24 protein-coding genes and 1 tRNA gene are annotated in these 21814 nt (G+C 71.1%); 7 read left to right on the top strand and 18 right to left on the bottom strand.

Annotated elements, in window-relative coordinates:
• Positions 1 to 3 precede the first annotated feature (3 nt).
• The 3 genes from ACZ4NB_RS16245 to ACZ4NB_RS16235 all read right to left on the bottom strand — a co-directional run bounded on the left by ACZ4NB_RS16245 (position 4) and on the right by ACZ4NB_RS16235 (position 2725).
• On the bottom strand, positions 4 to 732 hold the full coding sequence (locus ACZ4NB_RS16245; RefSeq protein WP_467661966.1) for a nucleotidyltransferase family protein: 729 nt from the start codon (positions 730 to 732) through the stop codon (positions 4 to 6).
• Between the two features lie 30 nt (positions 733 to 762).
• A complete protein-coding gene (locus tag ACZ4NB_RS16240) occupies positions 763 to 1179 on the bottom strand; it encodes a hypothetical protein (protein ID WP_393488341.1) in 417 nt (138 codons plus the stop codon).
• A gap of 409 nt (positions 1180 to 1588) precedes the next feature.
• Positions 1589 to 2725, bottom strand: a complete 1137-nt coding sequence (locus tag ACZ4NB_RS16235; RefSeq protein ID WP_467661964.1) for an ABC transporter ATP-binding protein — start codon at positions 2723 to 2725, stop codon at positions 1589 to 1591.
• A 179-nt stretch (positions 2726 to 2904) separates the two neighbouring features.
• Here ACZ4NB_RS16235 and ACZ4NB_RS16230 point away from each other — a divergent pair.
• Positions 2905 to 2978, top strand: a tRNA-Thr gene (locus tag ACZ4NB_RS16230).
• Here the strand turns inward: ACZ4NB_RS16230 and ACZ4NB_RS16225 are convergent.
• Complete coding sequence (locus ACZ4NB_RS16225; protein ID WP_467661962.1) at positions 2979 to 3491, bottom strand: tyrosine-type recombinase/integrase; 513 nt, start codon at positions 3489 to 3491, stop codon at positions 2979 to 2981.
• A 27-nt stretch (positions 3492 to 3518) separates the two neighbouring features.
• On the opposite strand from ACZ4NB_RS16225, the gene ACZ4NB_RS16220 reads away from it, so the two are divergent.
• On the top strand, positions 3519 to 3698 hold the full coding sequence (locus ACZ4NB_RS16220) for a DUF3631 domain-containing protein (RefSeq protein WP_467661960.1): 180 nt from the start codon (positions 3519 to 3521) through the stop codon (positions 3696 to 3698).
• A 585-nt stretch (positions 3699 to 4283) separates the two neighbouring features.
• Here ACZ4NB_RS16220 and ACZ4NB_RS16215 read toward each other — a convergent pair.
• The 3 genes from ACZ4NB_RS16215 to ACZ4NB_RS16205 form a co-directional block, all read right to left on the bottom strand.
• Positions 4284 to 4718, bottom strand: coding sequence for a DUF2267 domain-containing protein (locus ACZ4NB_RS16215; protein ID WP_467661958.1), 435 nt, complete (start codon positions 4716 to 4718; stop codon positions 4284 to 4286).
• 78 nt (positions 4719 to 4796) lie between these two features.
• Positions 4797 to 5192, bottom strand: coding sequence for a DUF2267 domain-containing protein (locus ACZ4NB_RS16210; RefSeq protein WP_467661956.1), 396 nt, complete (start codon positions 5190 to 5192; stop codon positions 4797 to 4799).
• Positions 5193 to 5289: 97 nt separating this feature from the next.
• Entirely contained in the window at positions 5290 to 5721 is a 432-nt protein-coding gene (locus tag ACZ4NB_RS16205; protein WP_467661954.1) for an Hsp20/alpha crystallin family protein, read from the bottom strand.
• A 127-nt stretch (positions 5722 to 5848) separates the two neighbouring features.
• Between ACZ4NB_RS16205 and ACZ4NB_RS16200 the strand changes: the two genes are divergently transcribed.
• Complete coding sequence (locus ACZ4NB_RS16200) at positions 5849 to 6502, top strand: type III effector protein (protein ID WP_467661952.1); 654 nt, start codon at positions 5849 to 5851, stop codon at positions 6500 to 6502.
• An 875-nt stretch (positions 6503 to 7377) separates the two neighbouring features.
• On the opposite strand, the gene ACZ4NB_RS16195 is transcribed toward ACZ4NB_RS16200, so the two are convergent.
• Positions 7378 to 7704, bottom strand: a complete 327-nt coding sequence (locus ACZ4NB_RS16195) for a MerR family transcriptional regulator (protein WP_467661950.1) — start codon at positions 7702 to 7704, stop codon at positions 7378 to 7380.
• Between the two features lie 778 nt (positions 7705 to 8482).
• On the opposite strand from ACZ4NB_RS16195, the gene ACZ4NB_RS16190 reads away from it, so the two are divergent.
• Both ACZ4NB_RS16190 and ACZ4NB_RS16185 read left to right on the top strand, forming a co-directional pair.
• Positions 8483 to 8692, top strand: coding sequence for a DUF5994 family protein (locus tag ACZ4NB_RS16190; RefSeq protein WP_467661948.1), 210 nt, complete (start codon positions 8483 to 8485; stop codon positions 8690 to 8692).
• Between the two features lie 233 nt (positions 8693 to 8925).
• The gene (locus ACZ4NB_RS16185) at positions 8926 to 9186 is read left to right on the top strand and encodes a hypothetical protein (protein WP_467661946.1); all 261 of its coding nucleotides are present in this window, start codon (positions 8926 to 8928) and stop codon (positions 9184 to 9186) included.
• A gap of 269 nt (positions 9187 to 9455) precedes the next feature.
• Here ACZ4NB_RS16185 and ACZ4NB_RS16180 read toward each other — a convergent pair whose 3' ends face one another.
• The 6 genes from ACZ4NB_RS16180 to ACZ4NB_RS16155 form a co-directional block, all read right to left on the bottom strand.
• On the bottom strand, positions 9456 to 9764 hold the full coding sequence (locus tag ACZ4NB_RS16180) for an SCO5918 family protein (protein ID WP_467661944.1): 309 nt from the start codon (positions 9762 to 9764) through the stop codon (positions 9456 to 9458).
• A 60-nt stretch (positions 9765 to 9824) separates the two neighbouring features.
• Positions 9825 to 10214 (bottom strand): CBS domain-containing protein, encoded by a 390-nt coding sequence (locus ACZ4NB_RS16175; RefSeq protein WP_467661942.1) that lies wholly within the window; start codon positions 10212 to 10214, stop codon positions 9825 to 9827.
• A gap of 60 nt (positions 10215 to 10274) precedes the next feature.
• Positions 10275 to 11789: a DEAD/DEAH box helicase gene (locus tag ACZ4NB_RS16170; protein ID WP_467661940.1), complete on the bottom strand. Its 1515-nt coding sequence runs from the start codon at positions 11787 to 11789 to the stop codon at positions 10275 to 10277.
• 279 nt (positions 11790 to 12068) lie between these two features.
• Positions 12069 to 12272: a cold-shock protein gene (locus ACZ4NB_RS16165; protein WP_030809828.1), complete on the bottom strand. Its 204-nt coding sequence runs from the start codon at positions 12270 to 12272 to the stop codon at positions 12069 to 12071.
• Between the two features lie 622 nt (positions 12273 to 12894).
• Positions 12895 to 14268, bottom strand: a complete 1374-nt coding sequence (locus ACZ4NB_RS16160; protein ID WP_467661938.1) for an alkaline phosphatase — start codon at positions 14266 to 14268, stop codon at positions 12895 to 12897.
• 334 nt (positions 14269 to 14602) lie between these two features.
• On the bottom strand, positions 14603 to 15076 hold the full coding sequence (locus ACZ4NB_RS16155; RefSeq protein WP_467661936.1) for a hypothetical protein: 474 nt from the start codon (positions 15074 to 15076) through the stop codon (positions 14603 to 14605).
• 454 nt (positions 15077 to 15530) lie between these two features.
• On the opposite strand from ACZ4NB_RS16155, the gene ACZ4NB_RS16150 reads away from it, so the two are divergent.
• Entirely contained in the window at positions 15531 to 16634 is a 1104-nt protein-coding gene (locus ACZ4NB_RS16150; protein ID WP_467661934.1) for a M24 family metallopeptidase, read from the top strand.
• A gap of 107 nt (positions 16635 to 16741) precedes the next feature.
• Here ACZ4NB_RS16150 and ACZ4NB_RS16145 read toward each other — a convergent pair whose 3' ends face one another.
• Positions 16742 to 17755, bottom strand: a complete 1014-nt coding sequence (locus ACZ4NB_RS16145; RefSeq protein ID WP_467661932.1) for a zinc-binding dehydrogenase — start codon at positions 17753 to 17755, stop codon at positions 16742 to 16744.
• 383 nt (positions 17756 to 18138) lie between these two features.
• Here ACZ4NB_RS16145 and ACZ4NB_RS16140 point away from each other — a divergent pair, with 383 nt between their 5' ends.
• A complete protein-coding gene (locus tag ACZ4NB_RS16140) occupies positions 18139 to 18807 on the top strand; it encodes a pentapeptide repeat-containing protein (protein ID WP_467661930.1) in 669 nt (222 codons plus the stop codon).
• Positions 18808 to 18888: 81 nt separating this feature from the next.
• Here the strand turns inward: ACZ4NB_RS16140 and ACZ4NB_RS16135 are convergent, their stop codons facing one another.
• The 3 genes from ACZ4NB_RS16135 to ACZ4NB_RS16125 all read right to left on the bottom strand — a co-directional run bounded on the left by ACZ4NB_RS16135 (position 18889) and on the right by ACZ4NB_RS16125 (position 21505).
• Complete coding sequence (locus tag ACZ4NB_RS16135) at positions 18889 to 19386, bottom strand: hypothetical protein (RefSeq protein WP_467661928.1); 498 nt, start codon at positions 19384 to 19386, stop codon at positions 18889 to 18891.
• A gap of 155 nt (positions 19387 to 19541) precedes the next feature.
• A complete protein-coding gene (locus ACZ4NB_RS16130) occupies positions 19542 to 20297 on the bottom strand; it encodes a response regulator (RefSeq protein ID WP_467661926.1) in 756 nt (251 codons plus the stop codon).
• Entirely contained in the window at positions 20294 to 21505 is a 1212-nt protein-coding gene (locus tag ACZ4NB_RS16125; protein WP_467662171.1) for a sensor histidine kinase, read from the bottom strand. The genes ACZ4NB_RS16130 and ACZ4NB_RS16125 overlap by 4 nt, the downstream gene beginning before the upstream one ends.
• Positions 21506 to 21814 lie beyond the last annotated feature (309 nt).

The following is a 21814-nucleotide window of genomic DNA, read 5'->3' as shown; positions in this document are numbered from 1 at the left end:
CCCTCAACGCGCCTGCGTGCCCAGCTCCTTGGCCGCCTCGGTGAGGTCCTTGGCCGTGTCGATGGCGCGCCAGTAGGCGCCCTGCGGGAGCGGGAAACCCGCCAGCCGGCGTTCGCGGGCGAGGCGGGGGAAGGTCGTGCGCTCGTGGTCGCCGCGGTCGGGGAGCAGGTCCGTGAAGGCGGCCGAGAAGACGTAGACGCCGGCGTTGACCAGATAGGGCGAGGGCGGCGACTCGATGAAGTCCAGCACGTGCCCGAACGCGTCGGTCTCGACGACGCCCCAGGGGATGCGGGGGCGGGCCAGCGCAAGGGTGGCGTCGGCATCGCGTTCGTCATGGAACGCGGCCATTTCGCGGAGCGGGAAGCGGGTCCAGATGTCGCCGTTGGTGGCGTACCAGGGCTCGTCCGGGCGGGGCAGCGAGCCGGCCGCGTGCTTCAGGCCCCCGCCGCGACCCAGCGGCTCGGTCTCGACAACGGTGGTGACGCGCAGGGGCAGTTGGGCCTGTGACAGCCAGTCCTGCAGCACCTCGGCGAGGTGGCCGCAGGAGACGACCGCGTCCGTGACGCCCTCCTCGGCCAGCCAGTTCAGCTGATGGCCGATGATCGGGGTTCCGGTGCCGGGAATCTCGACCATCGGCTTGGGGCGGTCATCGGTATACGGGCGGAGACGTGAGCCCTGGCCGCCGGCCAGGACCACGGCCTGCGTGGGGTACGGATGCTGGGCGCCTGTCATGGTTCGCACCTTAGGCGGTGCGAGTGGTGGTCACTGGGCGGCGGCGACGCCGGTGGCGAAGGAGGTGTCGCAGACCGGGCGGGAGAAAGCCTGGGCGCGGTGCGCGGCACCGTACTTGGCCACCGCGGCACGACCGAGGTCGCGGGCGATGGAGGCGCACGCCTTGGCCAGCGAGGGGCGCTTGGTGGTCGCCTCCTGGAGGTGGGTCAGGGCGACCCCGGGGTTCTTCTCCTGGAGCTCGACCAGCAGGCGCTTGCGGAGCACGTCCGCGGGGGCGCTGGGGCTGGCCTTGGTGGAGGCCGTCCCGGAGGAAGCGGTCAGCACCTGCGAGTCGGTGGCCGTCGACGCCCAGGGGACGCGGGTGACCGCGAGGGTCCCGGACAGCACGAGGACGACGGGAAGGACGAGAGCGAGAGTTCTGCCGATGCGGCGGGCTGCGGAGTTCACGGTCGAGATGGTAGCGAGGAGTGATGATTTGGCGACATTTGGTCACCGTATCGGGGGACGTAATGGCCCGTCGGTGCGGTTGTGATGTTGACGCACTGGTACGAAAAGCCCCGTTATGCCCCTATGGGTGACGCTGTCGGATCGTCGTCGGATCCCCGTGGAACGGCTCGGTACGGCCGCGCCGGAAACGCGTCAGCGGCGGCGGTCCAGGGCTACCCCGAACCACCGCCGCTCTAACGCGCCTGCCCGCTGCGTCGGTTACACCGGACCGCGGCGCCCGTTAACTGCGGCGCCCGTTGCACCGACCTTCTGCGCGGGTTGCCCTGGTTGCCCCGGATACAACGGTTACATCGGCTATGCGGCTTCCATTGCCGCCGACGGGGCCCGGTGCGCCCGTCCTCGTCCCGCGTCAGTCGCTGAGGCGCTCGCCCGACGACGTCGAGAACACATGTGTCTCGCCGGGGCGCGGCACGACGTGCAGCCGGCTGCCCTTGTCCGGGACCTGGCGGCCGTTGACCCGTACGACCAGGTCCTTGACCTCGCCGCCGACCTCCGCGGTGCCGTACACGTAGCCGTCGGCGCCCAGCTCCTCGACGACGTTGACCGTGACGGCCAGGCCGGCCGGCGCGTCCGCGGACTCCTTGGACAGCGACTTCGCCGCGGCGCCGTTCTGCTCGACGATGTCGAAGTGCTCGGGGCGCACGCCCACCGTCACCGTGCGGTCCCCCTTGTCGGCGGCCGCGCTCAGCGCCTCCCGGTTGACCGGCACCACGCTGTTGCCGAACTTCACCCCGCCGTCGGTGATCGGCACCTCGACCAGGTTCATGGCGGGAGACCCGATGAAGCCCGCGACGAAGAGGTTAGCCGGGCGGTCGTACATGTTGCGCGGCGAGTCGACCTGCTGGAGCAGGCCGTCCTTGAGGACGGCGACCCGGTCGCCCATCGTCATGGCCTCGACCTGGTCGTGGGTGACGTAGACCGTCGTGATCCCGAGGCGGCGCTGCAGACCGGCGATCTGCGTACGCGTCTGCACGCGCAGCTTCGCGTCCAGGTTGGACAGCGGCTCGTCCATCAGGAACACCTGCGGCTCCCGGACGATCGCCCGGCCCATCGCGACGCGCTGGCGCTGGCCGCCGGACAGTGCCTTGGGCTTGCGCCCCAGGTACTCCGTGAGGTCCAGGATCTTGGCCGCGTCCTCGACCTTCTGCCGGATCTCGGCCTTCGGAACGCCGGCGATCTTGAGCGCGAAGCCCATGTTGTCGGCGACCGTCATGTGCGGGTAGAGCGCGTAGTTCTGGAACACCATGGCGATGTCCCGGTCCTTGGGCGGAAGGTGGGTGACATCGCGGTCCCCGATGCGGATGGCGCCCGCGTCTACGTCCTCCAGCCCCGCGAGCATCCGCAGCGAGGTGGACTTGCCACATCCGGAGGGGCCGACCAGGACGAGGAATTCGCCGTCTTCGATGGCGATGTCCAGTTTGTCGACGGCGGGCTTGTCGGAACCCGGGTAGATACGGGTTGCCTGGTCATACGTGACCGTAGCCATGGTGAGAGTCCCTTCACCGGCAGGAACGTGCCGGACGATCCGAGTAAAAGGAGTGGTGTAGTCCACTTGTGCGGACTGTCCCGTGACGCTACCTCCGACCGGCCCGGATGTCAGTACCCTGGCTCTCACCAAATGCGGAGCCCGACACCCGGCCCGCCTGGGTACACTTCTTCCCGCACGCCTCCTTAGCTCAGCTGGCCAGAGCACCGCTCTTGTAAAGCGAAGGTCGTCGGTTCGAATCCGACAGGGGGCTCTACGCGCACCGCGCTGACCTGGGGTTTCTCCCCGGGGAGGTGCTTCGTTCGGCCTCGGACTCCTCGTCCGGGGCCGTTTGCGTGCGCGGGGCGTGAGCGGATGGGGCACCAGGGCCCGGCTGGGCTGCGGACTCTTCCGTACGGTCCGCCACGGCTTCGGCTCCGGATTCCTCGTCCGCTTCGAGGTCGGCCTCGGTCTCGGCGGGCTGCTCCGTGCGGCGTGCGCGGAGGACGAGGCGGGCGGCGGCCTCGGCGATCGCCAGGTCGGTTTCCGGCAGCAAGCTCGTGTACGTGTCCGCCCTGATGGCGATCGAGGAGTGGCCGAGCACCTCCTGGATGTCTTTCAGGTCGGCTCCGGCCGCGCGGGCGAGGGTCGCCGCCCCGTGGCGCAGGTCGTGGAGCCGGATCAGCGGGAGGTCGATCTCCTCGCACAGTTCGATGAAACGGCGGGTGGCGTGGGCGGGGTGGAGCATCTCGCCGTGCTCCTGGGTGAAGACGCGTCCGGTCTCCACCCAAGCGCTGTCCCGCTTCTCGCAGTCTTGGGTTCGTCCTCCTATGGCATCAGCTCGGCCAACCGCCGCTTCCCCGACGGCATCCAGGCCAAGGGCTTCGGCCGCAACCCATTCCTCGACACCTGGGCCCGCAAGAGCCCCGAGCCGAAGCCTTCCGCGGGGCTCGCCCCGCAGGCAGCCGAGCCGCGCCCCGGCACCGCAGCCTGACTCGACTCGTCGCACTCGTCCCCGCGCAGGTCAGCGCGGGGACGAGCGAGCGACCCGCAACGAGTCAACTCGAACCGGTGCTGGCCGGCCCCGCGCGCCGTGCCCCCGGCCAGCAGACGAAACGCCGCTTGTCCCACGACCTCCGGGCCGCGGTACCCGAGCGCGCGGAGCGCATTCTGACCGACCCCGCCTGGGACGCACGCGCCACCGTCCTCGGCGAGGCAGAAACCGCCGGGCACAACGCGTCCGTCGTCCTCGACCAGGCAGTGGGCCAGCGCACCCTGGACGACGCCCGTAACCCAGCCCGCGCACTGACCTGGCGCATCCGCCGCCTCGGCGAACGCCATGCCCCAGCCCACGGGCACCAGCCTCCAACGCCCGTAGTGTCTGCTAACGCCCCATTGCTCCGGCTCCAGCCCGCACCGCTGCGGCAGTTCGTTCGTCGCAGCCGTCCCAAGGACGGAGGCGCTGATCACGCTGGGGCAGACGGCCTTCGGCCGGTGCGGCTCGTAGGAGCCCTGTCAACCGCCCGCCCCACCAAGGCCGGTCATCACCGCGCTTCGGCGCAGGGAGGGCACGGGCCGGCTATGCGGCTCGGGTGAGTTCGGCGCGGCCGAACAGCAGCGCGTAGCCGGAGGGGAGTTGGCGCAGGATGCGGGTGAGGAGGTCGGGGCCGGCCAGGGCTGCGACGGCGGCGAGGACGGAGCCGGTGTCCCAGCGGGTGGTGGCCGGGGTGGCGCCGGTGCGGGTGGCGAGGTCCTTGACGAAGGCCCAGCCGGTGAGGGGCTGGGGGTCGGGGATCTGTGCGGTGAGGATGCGTGCGGCTTCGAGGGGCAGGCGTGCGGCCAGTTCGACGCGTTCGTCGCCCGTCAGCTGGCGTCCGAGCCCTGCGAGGACCAGGCGGACGGCTTCCTCGGCCCGTTCCCGGGTGGGGTAGGCGCCTTCGTAGCGGACCTTCTCCAGCAGCTGCGGGTAGGTCATCGCGGGCGGGTGCTGGAGCGGTGCACGCCGGTCGGACATCACTGCGGTGTTCGCCTTTCTGTCGATGAGGTCTTGAGGTCTTGTGGTGCCGGTGTGCGGCACCGGCCGTGTGGGTGGTCAGGTGGGCTGGGGGTGGCCGAAGAGGAGGTCGTAGCCCGCGGGGAGCTGGAGCAGGATCTGGCCGAGCAGGTCCTCGTCGGCCGCGTCGGCGACCGTGCTGAGGACGGCGCCGACGTCCCAGGCCGCGGTCTGTTCGGTGGCTCCCTCGATCCAGGCCGCCGTCGCCCTGACGAACCGCTCCGGTGACAGCGGTTCGGCGCTTTGCAGCGGGTTGAGGAGGATCAGGGCGAAGCCTTCAGGCAGGCGCGCCGCCAGCTGGGCGCGCACCTCGCCAACCAGGTGTGCGCCCAGCAGTGCGAGCACCACGCGGGCCGCGCGGTCTGCTTCCTGCCGGCTGTCGTACTCGCCGCGTTCCTTGACACGGTCGAGGAACGCTTCCCATCGCAGGGGCACGTCGGCCGCCCCCTTCTGCAATCCAGTGGGTGTGGAGGACGGGCGAAGGGGAGATCGGTGCCCGTCCTCCGCTGCTGATCGGCCCGGGCCGCCCGGCTCAGCCGGAGATCTCCTTGCGGGATGCCTCCCCGCCGACGGCGATCTTGCGGGGCTTGGCCCGTTCGGCGATCGGGATGCGCAGGGTGAGCACCCCGGCGTCGTAGTCGGCCTTGATGTGCTCGGTGTCCAGCGTGTCGGCCAGCACGATCTGGCGGGAGAAAACGCCCAGTGGCCGCTCCGACAGCTCCATCTGCACGTCGCCGGCCTTCGCCACGGGCCGCCGCTCGGCCTTGACGGTCAGCATGTTCCGCTCGACATCGATATCGATCGCGTCCGAGCTGACGCCGGGGAGGTCGAAGGCCACGACGTACTCGTCACCCTCGCGGTAGGCATCCATCGCCATCGCGGCAGGCCGCGACCAGGTTCCCTGGCCCATCAGCTGCTGAGCCAGCCGGTCGAGCTCACGGAAAGGGTCAGTGCGCATCAACATCGCGAAACACCTCCAGCAGGTTCGGGCAGTTACTGCCAATGCGCCTCACTGAAACTGTTGTAACATGTCATCCAATGGATGACAAACATGGCGTCGTCGACAGGATGACGGTCCGAGGGTGGTGCCCATGACAGCAGCTGACCAGCCGGTCTCTTCCGGCGCCGACGCCCGGAGCCCGGCTTCGTTTCTCGCCGCCGCGGCGGCCCTGGAAGCCACGGACGATGCCCTGCGCGCCGCCCAGCGCAAGGCCCCCGATGCTCCCCACGCCGACCCCGGCCCGGAGCAGGCCCTGGCCTCCCTCCTCCTGCTGCGGCAGGTCCGCGAGCAGCTCGCCGGATGGGAAACCGGCCTGATCGAAACGGCCCGCCACGCAGGCGCCAGCTGGGCCGACCTCGCCCACCCCCTCGGCGTCGCCAGCCGCCAGGCCGCCGAACGCCGCTACCTGCGCAACCGGCCCGGCCCCGCCGGAACCACCGGCGAACAGCGCGTCCAGGCCACCCGCGAACGCCGCGCCGCCGAACGCACCGCCGTCACCTGGGCCCGCCGCAACGCCGCCGACCTGCGCCGCATCGCCGGCCAGATCACCGCCCTCACCGACCTCCCCACAGCGGCCCGTCTCCCGCTCAGCCAGCTCCACGCGGCCCTCGGTCACGACGACCCCGCCGCCCTCGTCCACCCTCTGAACGCCACCCGCCCCCACCTGGCCACCACCCACCCCGACCTCGCCGCCCAACTCGACGCCCTCACGAACTCCGCCACGCCCCCAGCCACCCCCGGCTGACCAATGCACAGCGGTATGCACCCGGTCGGACCACACACAGCAGGCCCCGGCCGGTCCGCGGGGGCCTGCTGCATCCCGAGATCAATTGAACGGGTGGGTGGTGGATCGCGGGTTCTGCGCGCGTGGGGGTGGCTGCACTGGCGTGCAGCGCGGGGGCGCGCACCAGGGGCAGTCGTATGCTCCGGCCCCTGCCGGCTCGCCGCCCCCATGGGCTTTCGCCGTGATGGGCGGCCGATCTTGCCCGGTTCTCGGTGCCTCGCCGGAGAATGAGGCATACGACCAGACGCAGAGGGTGAAGGTCGGGCGGCCGTTTCCGCCCGCGGCCTGGGCGGCGCCGACCACGGCAGTGCTCAGGGATGCCATGGAGACGATGACGCCGAGGACGAGCACGCCCGTCTCCCACGGGACTCACGCGTCCTGTGGGGCGGATGAGTAGGGCGGCGGTGCTGCAGACGAGGGAGATGACGGCGCAGAGCGAGGCCACGTAGAGGGGCCACGACCTGTTGTCGAGAGCGACGCACACGAACGTGCTGTTGAGCCCCAAGGCGGTCATGATGCCGGCTACCGCCACGAGGGCACCGGCCAGATCTTGGCCACGTCGTCCAGACGCTTTTCCCGGCGCAGCCTGGATATCTCCGGTGGTCGGGGGCGGGGATCCCGTTGGTTTCGAAGGCTCTTTCGCACCGCCCATTGCGCGCTTCCCGATGGTGGAGCCCTGCCGGAGTCGGCCGAGCGACGCAAGGCTCCTGAACCTCGGTGCGGCGGACGAGCCTGGTCCACGGTGCCGGCCCGGCCGCCGGGACAACGTCTGCCGTCGCGGGTCAGGTCGCGGCCGCAGCGCTGCCCAGCTCGGGCGGATCGGTCTCGAAACGCCGTTACGACGTGGCGCCGCCGGTGCGCAGTTCTTCGTTGATGCGCTGGGCTTCTTCGAGCTGGTCTTCGAGAATGACGATGCGGCAGGCGGCCTCGACGGCGGTGCCGGAGTCGACGAGTTCGCGGGCGCGGGCGGCGATGCGCAGCTGGTAGCGGGAGTAGCGGCGGTGGCCGCCTTCGGAGCGCAGCGGGGTGATCAGGCGGTGCTCGCCAAGGGCGCGGAGGAAGGCGGGGGTGGTGCCGAGCATCTCGGCGGCCCGGCCCATGGTGTAGGCGGGGTAATCGTCGTCGTCGAACTTGTCGGCGGGGCGGGAACTGCGAGGGGGCATAGACCTCTTCTTTCGGGGACGCGTCGAGGGGCCCGAGTGCCGTACTGGCACCCGGGCCCCGAGCTTTCAACACCATCTACCGGCTGACTGCGCCGGCTCTCTTGTTCCGCCGGTCCGCCTGGGAGGGCGGAAGTGCGGGGATCGTGAATACGTGACCGGGGACCACCTTCCCATCCGGGGCCTGCGGTACCCGAGCGGTGTTCTTCCTCGCCCGGGCGATCCTGATGGCGTCTGCTCCTTACCTTGTTCGGTTGCTCGGTTGTACTGCTGGGTGTCGCGGGTACTGCATGCGGCCCCTAGGGCCGCTCGGCCCGGCAGTCAGTGAAGGAACCCACCATTTCCGGCCCCGCCACTCCACTGCCGTTCCGCATCCTGCCTGACCTGCTCGCACGGCAGTTCATCTCTGCCGCGCCCTCTTCGACTTCTTGGGTACGAGGAAACACTAACCCCCGCACGCACCCATGTCTACTCTCAGTGTGACAGATTTTCTCAACAGTCAGTGAGTGGGCTTCTGTCTCAAGCACCCCCGGAAGATTGCCATCCGGGTGGAAGACCGGCCCGGCGGCACAAATGGAGACCGGCGGCACGACCGACCCAAGCGGGGCGGGAGCATGCGCCCGCGGCGTCGCCCGCTCACCAACGCCCCGCCCCACGGAGGCGGCCACTACACCCTCGAACTCGGCGCAACCGCCGATGCAGCGAACGTCGCCTTCAGCGACCTCAACCCGGCGCCCCCGCGCGAACGCACCCCTGACTCAACGGCGGCACCGGATGGCACATGATCCGCCGTCTCACCGACAACGTCACCCCCCGGCCCCGGGCTCCGGTCGGGAAACTCCCGCCCGTTGATGGGCACGTGGTGTGCATCGGCTGGTTCAAGGCCGAGCAAGACCCCGACAAGCTGTTGCTGCTCTCCTGCACCGTCGGCCGCTGGGACCTGCTGGTGATTCCGCCGCAGACGGATCCGGCCATCGACGTGATTCCGTAGGCCGACGCGAAGCATGAGCACATTCTGAGAACGTTCGCCTGAGCATGGCCCGCGCCGCCATGGGCACCACCCCTGCAGGCTGCCGGCAAAGGGTCGGCGATGGCCGGAGGTGAACGCCGGCCCCGGACAGGGGCCCGGGCCGGTCGGAAGCGTTCGCGGAGCAACTTCTGGGGACCTTGCCGGACCGGGGGAACGAGTCTCCGCCGCATCCGCTCGGTCCGCTGGTCGCGGAAGTGGTGGGCAGGCTCGGCGGCCGCGAGATCGGGATCCTGCTGCAGGACCACGGGCAGCTGGTGCCGGTGCCCGGCGAGGGGCTGGTGACCGGTGAGCCGCAGCCGATCAGCGATTCCGACGCAGGCCGGGCCTTCCTGGACGGGCGCCGCGTCGAGGTGGAGCAGGCCGACGGTGTGCGGGTCTACCTGCCGCTGGACGATGCGGCTCTTCTTCTGACCGAGTGGCGCGGCGCCACGGGCGGCCACCAAAGCTCCCCATAGGGGAGCAGGTCGGCCTCGCACCGCCGGGCCTGCATTGTCAGGCATGGCCCTTGTAGCCGAGGTATGGGAGAGCCGGAACGGCTTCGGCCGTCTTCCGCTCTCTTCTCACCGGCCGCTGAGGCACCTCGTGTGAAGTCCCGGCCTTCCCGAGACGGGTGGTATCTGGCGCTTCGCCATAGGGGGCGCCGGCGCCTGGACGTAGGAGCCTTGCGCTCTTCCGCCGCTGAGTTGGCAGCTGCGGGGCGGATTCCTTGCCCACAGCGGTCCGGTCAGGCTCGGGTCGGGTGCCCCAGCAAGGCCGACGCCGTCTCCAGTGGTGTGAGACCGGTCGGTGGCACGAGCGCGGCAGCCGGGCGGCACACGAAGCCGAGGCGGCTCAGGGCTCGGGTCACTTCACCTGCGGAGAAGTCACGGCGATCCTGCCGGGTGATGATCTCCCCGACCTGCTTGACGGGGTAATGGCGGCGACCGATGAGCACGGACTCACCCGTGATGGGTTCGGCTTTGATGCCCTTCATCGCGTCCTGAACCTCGGTCTTGGTCAGGTCGAAAGGGAAGCGGGCGATGACCACGCGCATAGTGCCTCGACAGGGTCGTAGAGAGGCCGGAAACGGATCGCCGGCCCGGACGGGGAGGAGTCAACGGGCGAGGACGACGACGCCCAGGGCGTGCCCGTCCTCACCGATCACGGGTGAGGCCCGCAGCGCGCGTTGACGCATGGCGCGTTCCGCGTCGTGCGCAGACATCACGGGTGAAGTGAAGGGCCCACGGTCGTAGACGAGTTCCCGCAACCGGGTCTCCTCGGTGTACCAGGAGCCTTGGCGGTGGGCCGTGATCTGGGAACGGGTGATCAGGCCCGTACACCGCCCGTCCTCGTCACGGACGAGGAGATAGTCGGCACCGGCCCCGATGAGGACGGACAGAGCCACGTCGACGATCATGTCGTCGCCGACCTGTGGTCCCGTCGACGACATGACGTCGCCGGCTGCGCTGCCGGAGCAGTCCGCCTGGGGGTAGCTCTGCAACATCAACGAAAGCCTCCGGGACGATGGTGATCCGATGAGCCGAGCGTGTTCGTCCTGACCGGCCTAGGCGGCCGGGGCCGAGGAGGTCTGCCGCGCAGTAGGTGTCCCGGTCCGGGCTGATCCGGCGGCACGACGGGCCTGGGCGGGGCGGCTGCGGCGGCCTCGCGTGGAGGAGCCGCTGCGCCTGGCACGTTCGACAACTGGTGCGGCGATGGTGACCGGGGTGCCGGAGGGTGCCTGGGCGCCGGTGATGCGGCTCAGTTCGGCCTCGCCGGAGCGGACCTGGGTGGTCTGCGGGGTGATGCCCGCGTCCGCCATCAGGCGGTCCATGGTGCGGCGCTGGTTGGGCAGGACGAGGGTGACGACGCTGCCGGACTCGCCGGCGCGCGCGGTACGGCCACCGCGGTGCAGGTAGTCCTTGTGGTCGCTGGGCGGGTCGACGTTGACGACGAGATCGAGGTTGTCGACGTGGATGCCGCGGGCGGCGACGTTGGTGGCCACCAGGACGGTGACATGGCCGGTCTTGAACTGGGCCAGGGTGCGGGTGCGCTGGGACTGGGACTTGCCACCGTGCAGGGCCGCGGCGCGGACACCGCTGTTCAGCAGATGCTTGGTGAGGTTGTCCACGGCGTGCTTGGTATCCAGGAACATGATCGAGCGCCCTTCGCGGGCGGCGATCTCGGTGGTGGTGGCGTGCTTGTCGGCGCCGTGGACGTGCAGCACGTGGTGCTCCATCGTCGTGACCGCGCCCGCCGAAGGATCGACGGAGTGGACCACCGGGTCCGTCAGGTAGCGCCGGACCAGGAGGTCCACGTTGCGGTCCAGGGTGGCCGAGAAGAGCATCCGCTGCCCCTCGGGCCGAACCTGGTCGAGCAGCGCGGTGACCTGGGGCATGAAGCCCATGTCGGCCATCTGGTCGGCCTCGTCCAGCACGGTGACGCCGACCTGGTTCAGCCGGCAGTCACCGCGCTCGATGAGGTCCTTGAGCCGTCCCGGCGTGGCGACGACCACCTCGACCCCGCCGCGCAGTGCGCTGGACTGGCGGCCGATCGACATTCCGCCGACGACGGTGGCCAGCCGCAGCTTGAGCGGCCGGGCGTAGGGGGTGAGGGCGTCGGTGACCTGCTGGGCCAGTTCCCGGGTGGGGACCAGGACCAGTCCCAGCGGCTGGCGGGGCTCGGCGCGCTGCCCGGCGGTACGGGCCAGCAGGGCCAGACCGAAGGCCAGCGTCTTGCCCGATCCGGTGCGACCGCGGCCGAGAACATCGCGCCCGGCCAACGAGTTCGGCAGCGTGGCGGCCTGGATGGGGAACGGGGCGGACATGCCTTCCGCGCTGAGGGCCGCCAGCAGCGCCGACGGCATGTCCAGCTCGGCGAACGTCGCGGCCGGGGGCAGGGCGGGAGTGTGGGTGACGGGCAGGGCGAACTCTCCCTGCAGGGTCGCGCGACGCCGTCCGGGGCCTCCGGAACGGCCCGTGCCCGAGCGGTTCGACCCACCGGAGCGGTAGCCGCCGCGGCCTGAGCCGGACGAGCCGCCAGAGCGGGAGTAGCGGTCATTCGTGCGAGCTGTGCGGTTCATGGAGAACCTTCCTCGATGCGGTACGTCGAGGAATTCCCGGCGGCAATGAGCCGCACACAGAGAATCGCAAGAACGAACCGATGAAATGAGATGAAACGAAGCGGGTCGGAAACATGTCGACCCTGCATGCCGAAGCGGGATCGGCGCCGCAAAGAAGCCCAACTGGCTGCTCGCACGCCATGCGTGCGGCCGTTGCGGGCCCGCGGGAAACAGCGAAAAAGCAACGAGCTGGGGCCCGCACCCAAGGTGCGGGCCCCAGCTACGGTGTACGCGTCAGCGTCAGGCGGGAACGATGTTCTCGGCCTGCGGGCCCTTCTGGCCCTGCGTGACGTCGAAGCTCACCTTCTGGCCCTCCTGCAGCTCACGGAAGCCCTGGGCGGCGATGTTCGAGTAGTGGGCGAAGACGTCGGCGCCGCCACCCTCCTGCTCGATGAAGCCGAAGCCCTTTTCCGCGTTGAACCACTTCACGGTGCCAGTAGCCATGTCATATCTCCTTCGGGGCAGTGCCCGGAGCCCACACCGTGTGAGCTCCGTATCGCTGCGTTGATTGCCCGTCCGGAAATAAGCACCGGAAATACGAAAGCGCTCTGCCCTGTACGACAGGGAGCACGCTTGAAGTCTTGGGAACCACAACTGCAACTGAGATCGACGGTAGCACGGTACTGGCAGCCATGCGCGGCACATGATCCCGGCGCTTTCGAGAGAGTAAAAAACCCCTACCGCGCCAGTGGTCATTTCTGTAGTTGCGGCATGAGATATTCGGAATCGGCGCTCGCCTGTATTCGACCGGAAATACGTCGAACTGCTGGACCGCCGCCCTGGCTCCGCAGGCGCGGGCCGGACACCATGGCCATCGGCGTTCTGCGGCTCCGGCTTCGGCGCGGAGGCACGTGAGAGCGGGCTGCTGAACAACCACGGGCGGCTTGGGGACGCGGTCGGGCGGTCCGCGCTCGGAGGCACTGGACGTGTCGTGCTCTCAGGTGAGGAGTCAGGTCACCGTACGGAATGGCGGTTCGCGGCACGCGGGCGTTCACGCCGTATGACGGCACGAGGGGAGGGCCGATGGATCCCGGCCCTCCCCTCGACAAACGTCTGTCGGCAGGCTTCAGCGGAGCTGCAGTGCCTTGCGGAGGGTGGTGAAGAGGTCGGTCTGGTTGGTGACGCCCAGGACGCGGTAGGCCTGCGGGCCCTGCGCGGCGATGCGCACCTGGGTGCCGGTGTGCTCCTGGGACTGGCCCGGCGTGTTGGTCGAGTAGTTGACCTTCAGCCGGCCGCCCTCATCGGTGACGAGGGTGGAGGACAGGCCGGGCGGGTTCGCCTCCAGCGGCACCATCTGGCTGGTGTGGCCGTGGTCGGCGGTGGTGACCACGAGCGTGTCGGGGTGCTTGGCGGCGTAGTCGCGGGCCACCTTCACGGCCCGGTCGAAGGCCGCGGTCTCGCCGATCTGGCCGCAGGGGTCGGCGGCGTGGTCCTGCTTGTCGATCGAGGCGCCCTCGATCTGGAGGAAGAAGCCCTTGTCCCGGTCCTGCCCGCGCTTCGACTTCTGCTTGTCCTCCAGCAGTTGGATCGCCTTGGTGGCCTGCTCGTCCAGGGCCGGGGTGCCGGCCGGGCGCTTCGGGTTGCCGGTGGTGCAGCGCTGCGGGTCGGTGCCGCCGACGGCCGCGGGCTTGCCGGTCCACTCGACGGGGACGTTGCCCGGCGCGAAGAGCCCGAGGACCGGCTTGCCGCCCTTGACGCCCTGGAGGCCCTGCTTGTCGGTGACGATCTCGTAGCCGAGCTTGCGCGCCTGCTCCGCCACCGTCATGCCCTTGTACGGGCCTTCGGTGATCTTCTGGTCGAAGCGCTGCTTTCCGCCGCCCAGCAGCACGTCCACCTTGTGGTTGACGCTCTGCTCGGCGATCGAACCGGGGCCGCCCTCGGCGATCGTGTCCGCCGCGCACTTGGCCATGTCCGCCGGACCCTGGCAGCTGCGGTCGGTGACGTGGGAGGCGAGCACGGCCGGGGTGGCGTCGGTCAGTTCGGCGGTGGTGACCGAGCCGGTCGCGTAACCGCCCTTCTGCGCCAGTTCGAGGATCGTCGGCAGCGCCTTGTCGGTGTCCGGCGTCTTGGAGATGCGGCCGTTGACCGTCTTGTGCCCGGTGGCCCAACCGCTGCCGCTGGCGGCGGAGTCGGTGACGTAGTCCGGCTTGCCGTTCTTGTCGACCGCGTACGTCGTGTACGCGCCGGTCAGCGGGAACTTGTCCATGTTGAGCCGGCCCGCGGCACCCACGGTGTAGTTCCGCGCCAGCGTGATCTCCGAGTCGCCCATCCCGTCGCCGATCAGCAGGATGACGTTCTTCGCCTTGCCGCCCTGGATCGCGCGCGCCGCCTGGTCCTTGGGGCCGAACGCGGCCGCTCCCGCGGGGATGGCCACACCGGTGGCGAGCAGCACGGCGGCGCCGGTTATGGCGCGGCGGCGGGACAGGCGCAGTCTTCGCATGAGATCTCCTCGTCTACGACCGGCTGTCGCCGGACGCTGGCAGCTCACCAGGAGTGGGTGAACGGTGTATGGCGTACCGGTGGCGCAGGGTCCACGGGCGGGTGCCGCGCGGAGGGGGGGAGTTCACGGGGGCGAGAACGGGAGGGAGTTGGGGCGGCGGTCGTGGGGTGTCCGACGCGCGGCTCGGCCGCCTCGGGCCTAGCGAAGCTTCGTCGATGAGTCGTCGCCGATGAGGCTTCGTCAGTGGGGCTCCGTTGGAGGGTTCGTCAGCGGGGCTTCGTCAGGGGGTCCGTCAGTGGGGCTCCGTTGGGGGACTCCGTCATGGGGGGCGTCGTCAGCGGGGCCACTTCTCCGGGGTGCTGCTGGTGGTCACGTGGCAGATGGCGGGCTTGCCGGGGGCGGGGGACTTGGCCGTGGCGACGACGCGGACGCCGTCGAGCAGGATGCGGCAGGAGACGGTGCCGTTCCCGGTCGGGGTGACCTCCACGCGAGCCTCCTGGCCGGTGTTGACGAGGACTTCCGTGCTCCAGGGCAGCTTGGTCGGGCCGAGCCGTACGTTCTTGTGGTCGGCCTTGGAACGGTCCGGGTTGTGGCGGTAGTTCAGCGTGGCGGCCTGGGGCTCGCCGCGGGAGGACGTGGCCTCGTACGTGAGGGACCAGGCGTTCTCGCCCCGCCACTTCTTGATCTCGGACACGTTGTTCTTGGCCCACAGCATCCCGCCGAGGATGAGGGCCGCGACCGCCACGAAGATGATCACGAAAAGCGCGTCGCTCCGGGAGCGGCGGGACGGCTGGTGCGGTGGTGCCATGGTGACCTCGGCCCGTTTCTGTGCCTTGTCCGTGCTGGGCGGTCCGTGCTGCGTGCGGTTCGTGCTGCGCGGTCGGCCGCGTGGCGCTGTCTGCGCTGTGGCACGCGGCTTCTTCGCTCTCCGGGTCACCGTACTCAGAGTGAACACGCCGAGTAGTCGACCCGCCGACCGATCTCCGCCTCCCCCTCTGGTCGCACCCGCCAGGCGCGGAGGGCGCCTCAAGGATGACCGGCGAAGGCCGGGAGTCAGGGTCGGATGAGGGATGGGTGTGGGGGATGGATGTGGGGGAGCGGGTGTGAGGGCTGGGAGGGGGACTCGGGGGCGGGCGGGGTGCGGGGACGGGACCGAAGAGGCGTTTCTGGGGGCACTGGTGGGGTGAAGGCGGCTGGGGACGTTCTTTTCTGACGGGACGTCCGGCGGGCGGCGGCGTAAGTTCACCGGCATGGTGAATTCGATGACCCAAGAGGACTACGAGCGGCGCATGGAGCGGGCGGGGCAGGCCGCCGCCGAGGCGGGGCTGGCCGGGCTGGTGGTGACGCCGGGGCCGGATCTGACCTGGCTGTGCGGTTACCAGCCGCCCGCGGTCACGGAGCGGCTGACCGCCCTGGTGATCGCGCCGGGGCGGCCCTCGCGGCTGCTGGTGCCCGTATTGGAGCGGCCGGACGCGGAGCACTCCACCGCGAGCGGGGCGATGGAGGTGTCCGGGTGGAGCGACGGCTCGGACCCGTACGCGGAGATCGCCAAGTGGATCGATCCCCAAGGGCGTTACGGAGTGTCCGATGAGACCTGGGCGATGCATCTGCTGGGGCTGCAGCGGTCGCTTCCGGGGAGCGCGTACGCCGCGCTGACCGAGGTGCTGCCGATGCTGCGCGCCGTCAAGGACGCCCACGAGGTGGCGCGGCTGGCCGCGGCCGGGGCCGCCGCGGACGCGACGTACGAGGACATCCTGGGGGTGCGCTTCGCCGGGCGGCGGGAGTCCGAGGTGGCCGGCGACCTCTCGCGGCTGCTGATCGAGCACGGGCACAGCCAGGTGGACTTCACGGTCGTCGGGTCGGGCCCCAACGGCGCCAATCCGCACCATGAGGCGGGGGAGCGGGTCATCGAGGACGGCGACATGGTCGTGCTCGACTTCGGCGGCCTGAAGGACGGATACGGCTCGGACACCACGCGGACCGTGCACGTCGGCGAGCCGGGCGCCGAGGAGCGCAAGGTGCACGACATCGTGCGGGAGGCGCAGCAGGCGGCCTTCGAGGCGGTACGGCCGGGCGTCGCCTGCCAGGACATCGACCGGGTGGCCCGGCGGGTGATCAAGGCGGCGGGGTACGGCGAGTACTTCATCCACCGGACCGGGCACGGCATCGGGGTGACCACGCATGAGCCGCCGTACATGGTGGAGGGCGAGCATCTGCCGCTCGTACCGGGGATGTGCTTCTCGATCGAGCCGGGCATCTATCTGCCGGGGAGGTTCGGGGTGCGGATCGAGGACATCGTGACGTGCACGGACACCGGCGGGCGGCGACTGAACGAGACGGCGCGGGAGATGGCGGTGGTGCGCTAGCCGCGGTGCGCTACCCGCCGTGGGCTAGCGGGGACGGGGGAGGAACGGGTCTGAGGCCCGATTCCCGGGGCGCCGCCCGCCAGGTCCGGTCGCCGGCGGCGGCGCCACTATGGCACCAGGACCACCTTCCCGATCGTCCCGCGGGTCTCCAGGGCGCGGTGGGCGGCCGCGGCCTCCGACAGGGGAAAGGCATGGACCGCCGGTGCGAGCCGGCCGGCCGCGGCCTCCGCCAGCGCGGCGGTCTCCAGGGTGCGGATCGGGTTGTCGCCGCCGGCACGGGCCAGCATGGGCGGTCCGAGAACCTGCTCGGAGGTGATCCCCCGGGCCGCCAGCTCGCCGTCCGTGAACTCCAGCGGGCCGCCGGTGAGAGGGCCCTGTGAGGACCAGCCGAAGACCAGATGGCGGCCGCCCTCCGCGAGGAGCCCGACGGCCGCGCGCCCGGGGGCGCCGCCGACCGAGTCGAAGACGACGGTGGCGCCGGGTGCACCACGTTCGTCGAGGAAGGCGCGGACCAGCGACGGCCAGTCGGCGTCCGTGTAGTCGACGGCGAGATCGGCGCCCAGTTCGCGGACCCACGCCGCCTTGATGGTGCCGCCGGCCAGCCCGATGACCGTCGCGCCGGCGTTCCTGGCGTGCTGGACGAGCAGTGAGCCGATGCCCCCGGCGGCCGCGGTGACCAGGACGATGTCGTAGGCGGTGAGGTCGGCGAAGAGCAGGATGCCCATGGTGGTGCGGCCGGTGCCGATCATGGCGACAGCCTGGGCGGCGGTCAGCTTCTCGGGGATCGGGTGCAGCCGGTCGGCGGCCACGACGGCCAGTTCCGCGTAGCCGCCGGGGGCCGCGCCGAGATGGGCGACGACGCGCCGACCGAGCCAGGCGGGGTCGGTGCCCTCGCCGAGCGCGTCGACCGTGCCGGCGATCTCCCGGCCGGGCACGGTCGGGAGCTGGGGGAGCGGTACCGGCCCGCCCTCCTGGCCCTCGCGCAGGGCCGTGTCCAGGAGGTGGACGCCGGCCGCGGCCACTGCGACGCGGACCTCACCGGGGCCCGGCAAGGGGTCCTCGACGGTCTCGTGGGTGAGGTTCTCGGCGGGGCCGAAGGCGTGCAGCCGTATCGCGTGCATGGCGCTGTCTCCTTGGCGGTTGGGGCGTGGGCGGTGGCCCTGCCCGGCGGACGAACGCCAACACTCTGTTACCTCAAGCCCTGTTGAGGTCAACCCCCATCCGCGGGGCAGTCCGGCCGGTCCGAGGCGTGTGCCTGGGTGGCCCGTTGCCTGTGCCGAGCGCGCGAGCGACGTCCGACATCCACTGTTTTCGCAGGTCAGGGCGGATTGTCAGTGGGGTGGTCCACGATGAATGGGCAGGCGCGGAACGAGAAGGCGGGACCGGGACGGGGACGGAACAGCGGCGGCGCGAGGACGGAACGCGGACGGCGCGGCGGCGGTGCGCAGACGGCACGAGGACACGGCACGAGGACACGGCACGAGGACGGAAAGAAGGTGATCGCGTGACGGGGCGCGGTAAGGGGACGGTACGGGCGGTGCGGCGGCCGGAGGTGCGGTTGCCGGAGCTGGTGGCGTACGACGGCGGGGAGCTGGAGGTCGAAGGGGACTACGACGGGCTGGAGTTCGCGGACGCCGACTGGGCGGGGCAGTCGGCGCGCGGCGCGCGGTTCATGGACTGCGCGGTGCGGCGCTGCGGACTCGACGAGACGGTGCTCAGCCGGGCGCGGTTCATCGACAGCGTGCTGAGCGGTGTGCGCGGGGTGGGGACGGACCTGTCCGGGGCGTCGCTGCGCGATGTGGAGGTGTCGGACGCCCGGCTCGGCGGGGTGCAGCTGCACGGTGCGGTGCTGGAGCGGGTCGTGGTGCGCGGCGGGAAGATCGACTTCCCGAATCTGCGGAGCGCCAAGCTGCGGGACGTCGCCTTCGAGGGCTGCGTGCTGATCGAGGCGGACTTCGCGGGGGCGGAGCTGGAGCGGGTCTCGTTCGACGACTGCACCCTGGCGCGGGCGGACTTCTCCGAGGCACGGATGAAGGACGTCGATCTGCGCGGCGCGGCCGCGGTGGACATCGCGCGGGGGATCGACCGGCTGTCGGGCGCGGTGATCAGCGCGACCCAGCTGATGGATCTGGCACCGGCGTTCGCGGCGCAGATAGGCGTACGGGTGGAGTGAGTACGGGGGAGTTCGACGGGGCCCGCGACGTGACGAGGACGCGACGCCGCCCGAGGCGCCGCCGACTCGCCGGGCGCGGGGTCAGACCCGGGGGAAGCGGGCCTGGAGGTCCCAGATGGCGGGGTTGTCGCCGAGGCCGTCGTGCATGTCGGTGAGGTCGGCGATCAGGTCGTGCAGAAAGTCGCGGGCCTCGCGGCGCAGCGCGGAGTGGTTGAAGGTGAGCGGGGCCTCGTCGGCCGGCATCCAGTCCGCGTCGACGTCCACCCACCCGAAGCGGCGCTCGAAGAGCATCCGGTCGGCGGATTCGGTGAAGTCCAGCTCCGCGTGGATCGGGCGGGCGGAGCGGCTGCCGCGGGGGTCGGTGTCGAGTTGCTCGACGATATCGCAGAGCGCCCAGGCGAAGTCGAGGACCGGCACCCAGCCCCAGGCCGTGGACAGCTCGCGGTCCGTCTTCGTGTCGGCGATGTAGACGTCGCCGCAGAAGAGGTCGTGGCGCAGCGTGTGCACGTCCGCGGTCCGGTAGTCCGTCTGCGGCGGATCCGGGAAGCGGCGGGAGAGGGAGTAGCCGAGGTCGATCACGTAGTGATGGTGTCACGCCGGTGCGGCGGGCCCTCGCCCGCACCGGAGCGGAGGGGGGTTGCGGGGGATGAGGGCGCCGCACAAGGGAGGGGGATGAGGATGAGGACGACGCACGGGGGAGGGGAGTGAGGATGAGCGAGGGGGCCGCCGGTGTCTCAGGGCAGCAGTCGCTGTTCCTTGGCGACGGAGACGGCGCCGGCGCGGGTGTCCACGCCGAGCTTGTCGTAGATGCGGCCCAGGTGCGTCTTGACCGTGGCCTCGCTGATGAAGAGGGCGCGGGCGATCTCGCGGTTGCTCAGCCCGCGCGCGAGCTGGCCGAGGATGTCCAGTTCCCGGTCGGTGAGGGTGGGGCGCGGACTGCGCATCTGGGCCAGGACACGATGGGCGACCGGCGCCGAGAGCGTGCTGCGGCCGGCGGCCGCGGCGCGGATCGCGGAGAACAGCTCCTCCGGCCGCTCGGCCTTGAGCAGATAGCCGGTGGCGCCGGCCTCGATGGCACGGGTGATGTCGGCGTCGGTGTCGTAGGTGGTCAGCACGAGGACATGGGGGGTGCCGTGGCCGGCGGGGGATGAGCCGACGGCGGAGGGCGAGCCGGAACCGGAGGGTGAGCCGGGTGCGGAGAGCGAGCCGGGTGAGCCGGGGGCGGAGGGCGCGGCCCCGGCGCGGGCGATGCGGCGGGTGGCCTCGATGCCGTCGATACCGGAGCCGAGCTGGAGATCCATCAGGACCACGTCGGGGCGCAGCGCGGCGGCCAGCGCCACGGCCTCCTCGCCGTCGCCGGCCTCGCCGATGACCTCGATGCCGTGGGCGCTGCTGAGCAGGGCGAGCAGCCCGGCGCGCACGACGGCGTGGTCGTCGCAGAGCAGGACGCGTACGGGGGTGTGCTCGGGTGCGCCGGCGGATGGGGTCATGGGGCGTTCTCCAGGGGGACGGCGGCGGACAGGACGGTGCCCTCGCCCGGTGCGGATTCAATGGTGAGGGTGCCGCCGAGCTGCCGCATCCGGGCGTACATGGCGGGCAGGCCGTGCCCCCGTACGCGCCCGGAGGCGGCGGGGGAGGCGGGGGCGTACGGGGCCGGCGGCGGGGTGAAGCCGCGGCCGTCGTCGGCGATGTCGAGGACGATCTGGTCGCCGAGGTAGCTGAGGGTCAGGGTGACGGTGGTCGCGGCGGCGTGCTCGCGGACGTTGGCCAGGGCGCCCTGGGCGATGCGCAGCAGCGCGGACTGCACCCGGTCGGGAAGCGGAGCGGGCGTGCCGTCCTGATGGAACCGTACGGCCGGTCCACGGGCGGCGGGCCCGCCATCCGCCTCCGCCCCGCCCACCCCCGACTCGCCCGTCCGCGCGGCGAGTTCGCGCAGCGCCTGCGGCAGTGAGGCGCCGTCGGCCAGGTCGGCGGGGGCGAGGTCGTGCACGAAGCGGCGGGCCTCGGCGAGGTTGCGGGCCGTGATCTCGGTGGCCGTACGGACATGGTCGCGGGCGGTGGCGGGTTCGGAGTCCCAGACGCGGTCGGCGGCCTGCAGCAGCATCTGCTGGCTGGACAGCCCCTGGGCGAGGGTGTCGTGGATCTCCATCGACAGCCGCTGCCGCTCGGCGAGCGTGCCCTCGCGCCGCTCCGTGGCGGCCAGTTCGCGGCGGGTGCGCAGCAGATCGTCGATCAGCGCCCGCTGGCGTTCGGCCTGCCGCTCCATATGGATGAACACGGCGGTGGCGAGCGCGGCGACGGCAGGCGGGGCGAGCAGCAGATTCGGGTCGAAGCCGGTGGACAGCCGCAGTTGGGCGGCGACGACGAACGCGGTGAGCAGTCCCACCAGCAGCGACGCGGCACCGGCCGGCAGGGTCTGCAGGCCGGTGTAGAACAGCGGCACCGCACACCAGGCGAAACTCGGCGCGAGCAGGACCAGGACGACCCAGGCCGCCACCACCGCACCCAGCCACAGCAGCCGGCGGGCGGTGGGCCGCCGCTCGTCGTGCGTACGGGAGCCGAGTGCCGGGCCGAGGACGTACAGCAGCGCGAGGGCGAGGCTGAGGGCGATGATCCAGGGGGTGCGGGGCTCACCGGGGTGCCGGATCAGGAAGCGGGCGAGCGAGGCGGCCAGCAGCAGGAAGAACGCGATATGCATGACCGGGCCCAGCCAGCGGGCGTCCGGATGGGGCTCTCGCGGCGGGTCCGCTGCCGGGGGCTGCGGGGCGCTGTGCACGTGGATCTCCTCGTCGGGGCCGTGGCGACTTCGTGGCCATGGTGACCTTGTGGTCAACGTGGCATCGGTGGCCATAGCGACCTTGGTGGCCATAGTGACCTTGGTGGTCGTGGTGACCTCGTAGTCCTAGCCCGCGCGGCGAGCCTCCCGCATCAACCGATCGGCCGACCCCCGTATCCCCCATCATGCCCGGCGATCCCGGCCGGACCACCGATCCGCCCGCCCCCGCGT

This window comes from Streptomyces sp. NPDC026575, assembly GCF_055567415.1.
The sequence above is the reverse complement of the archived record's forward strand: the minus strand, read 5'-3'. Positions and strand labels throughout refer to the sequence as shown.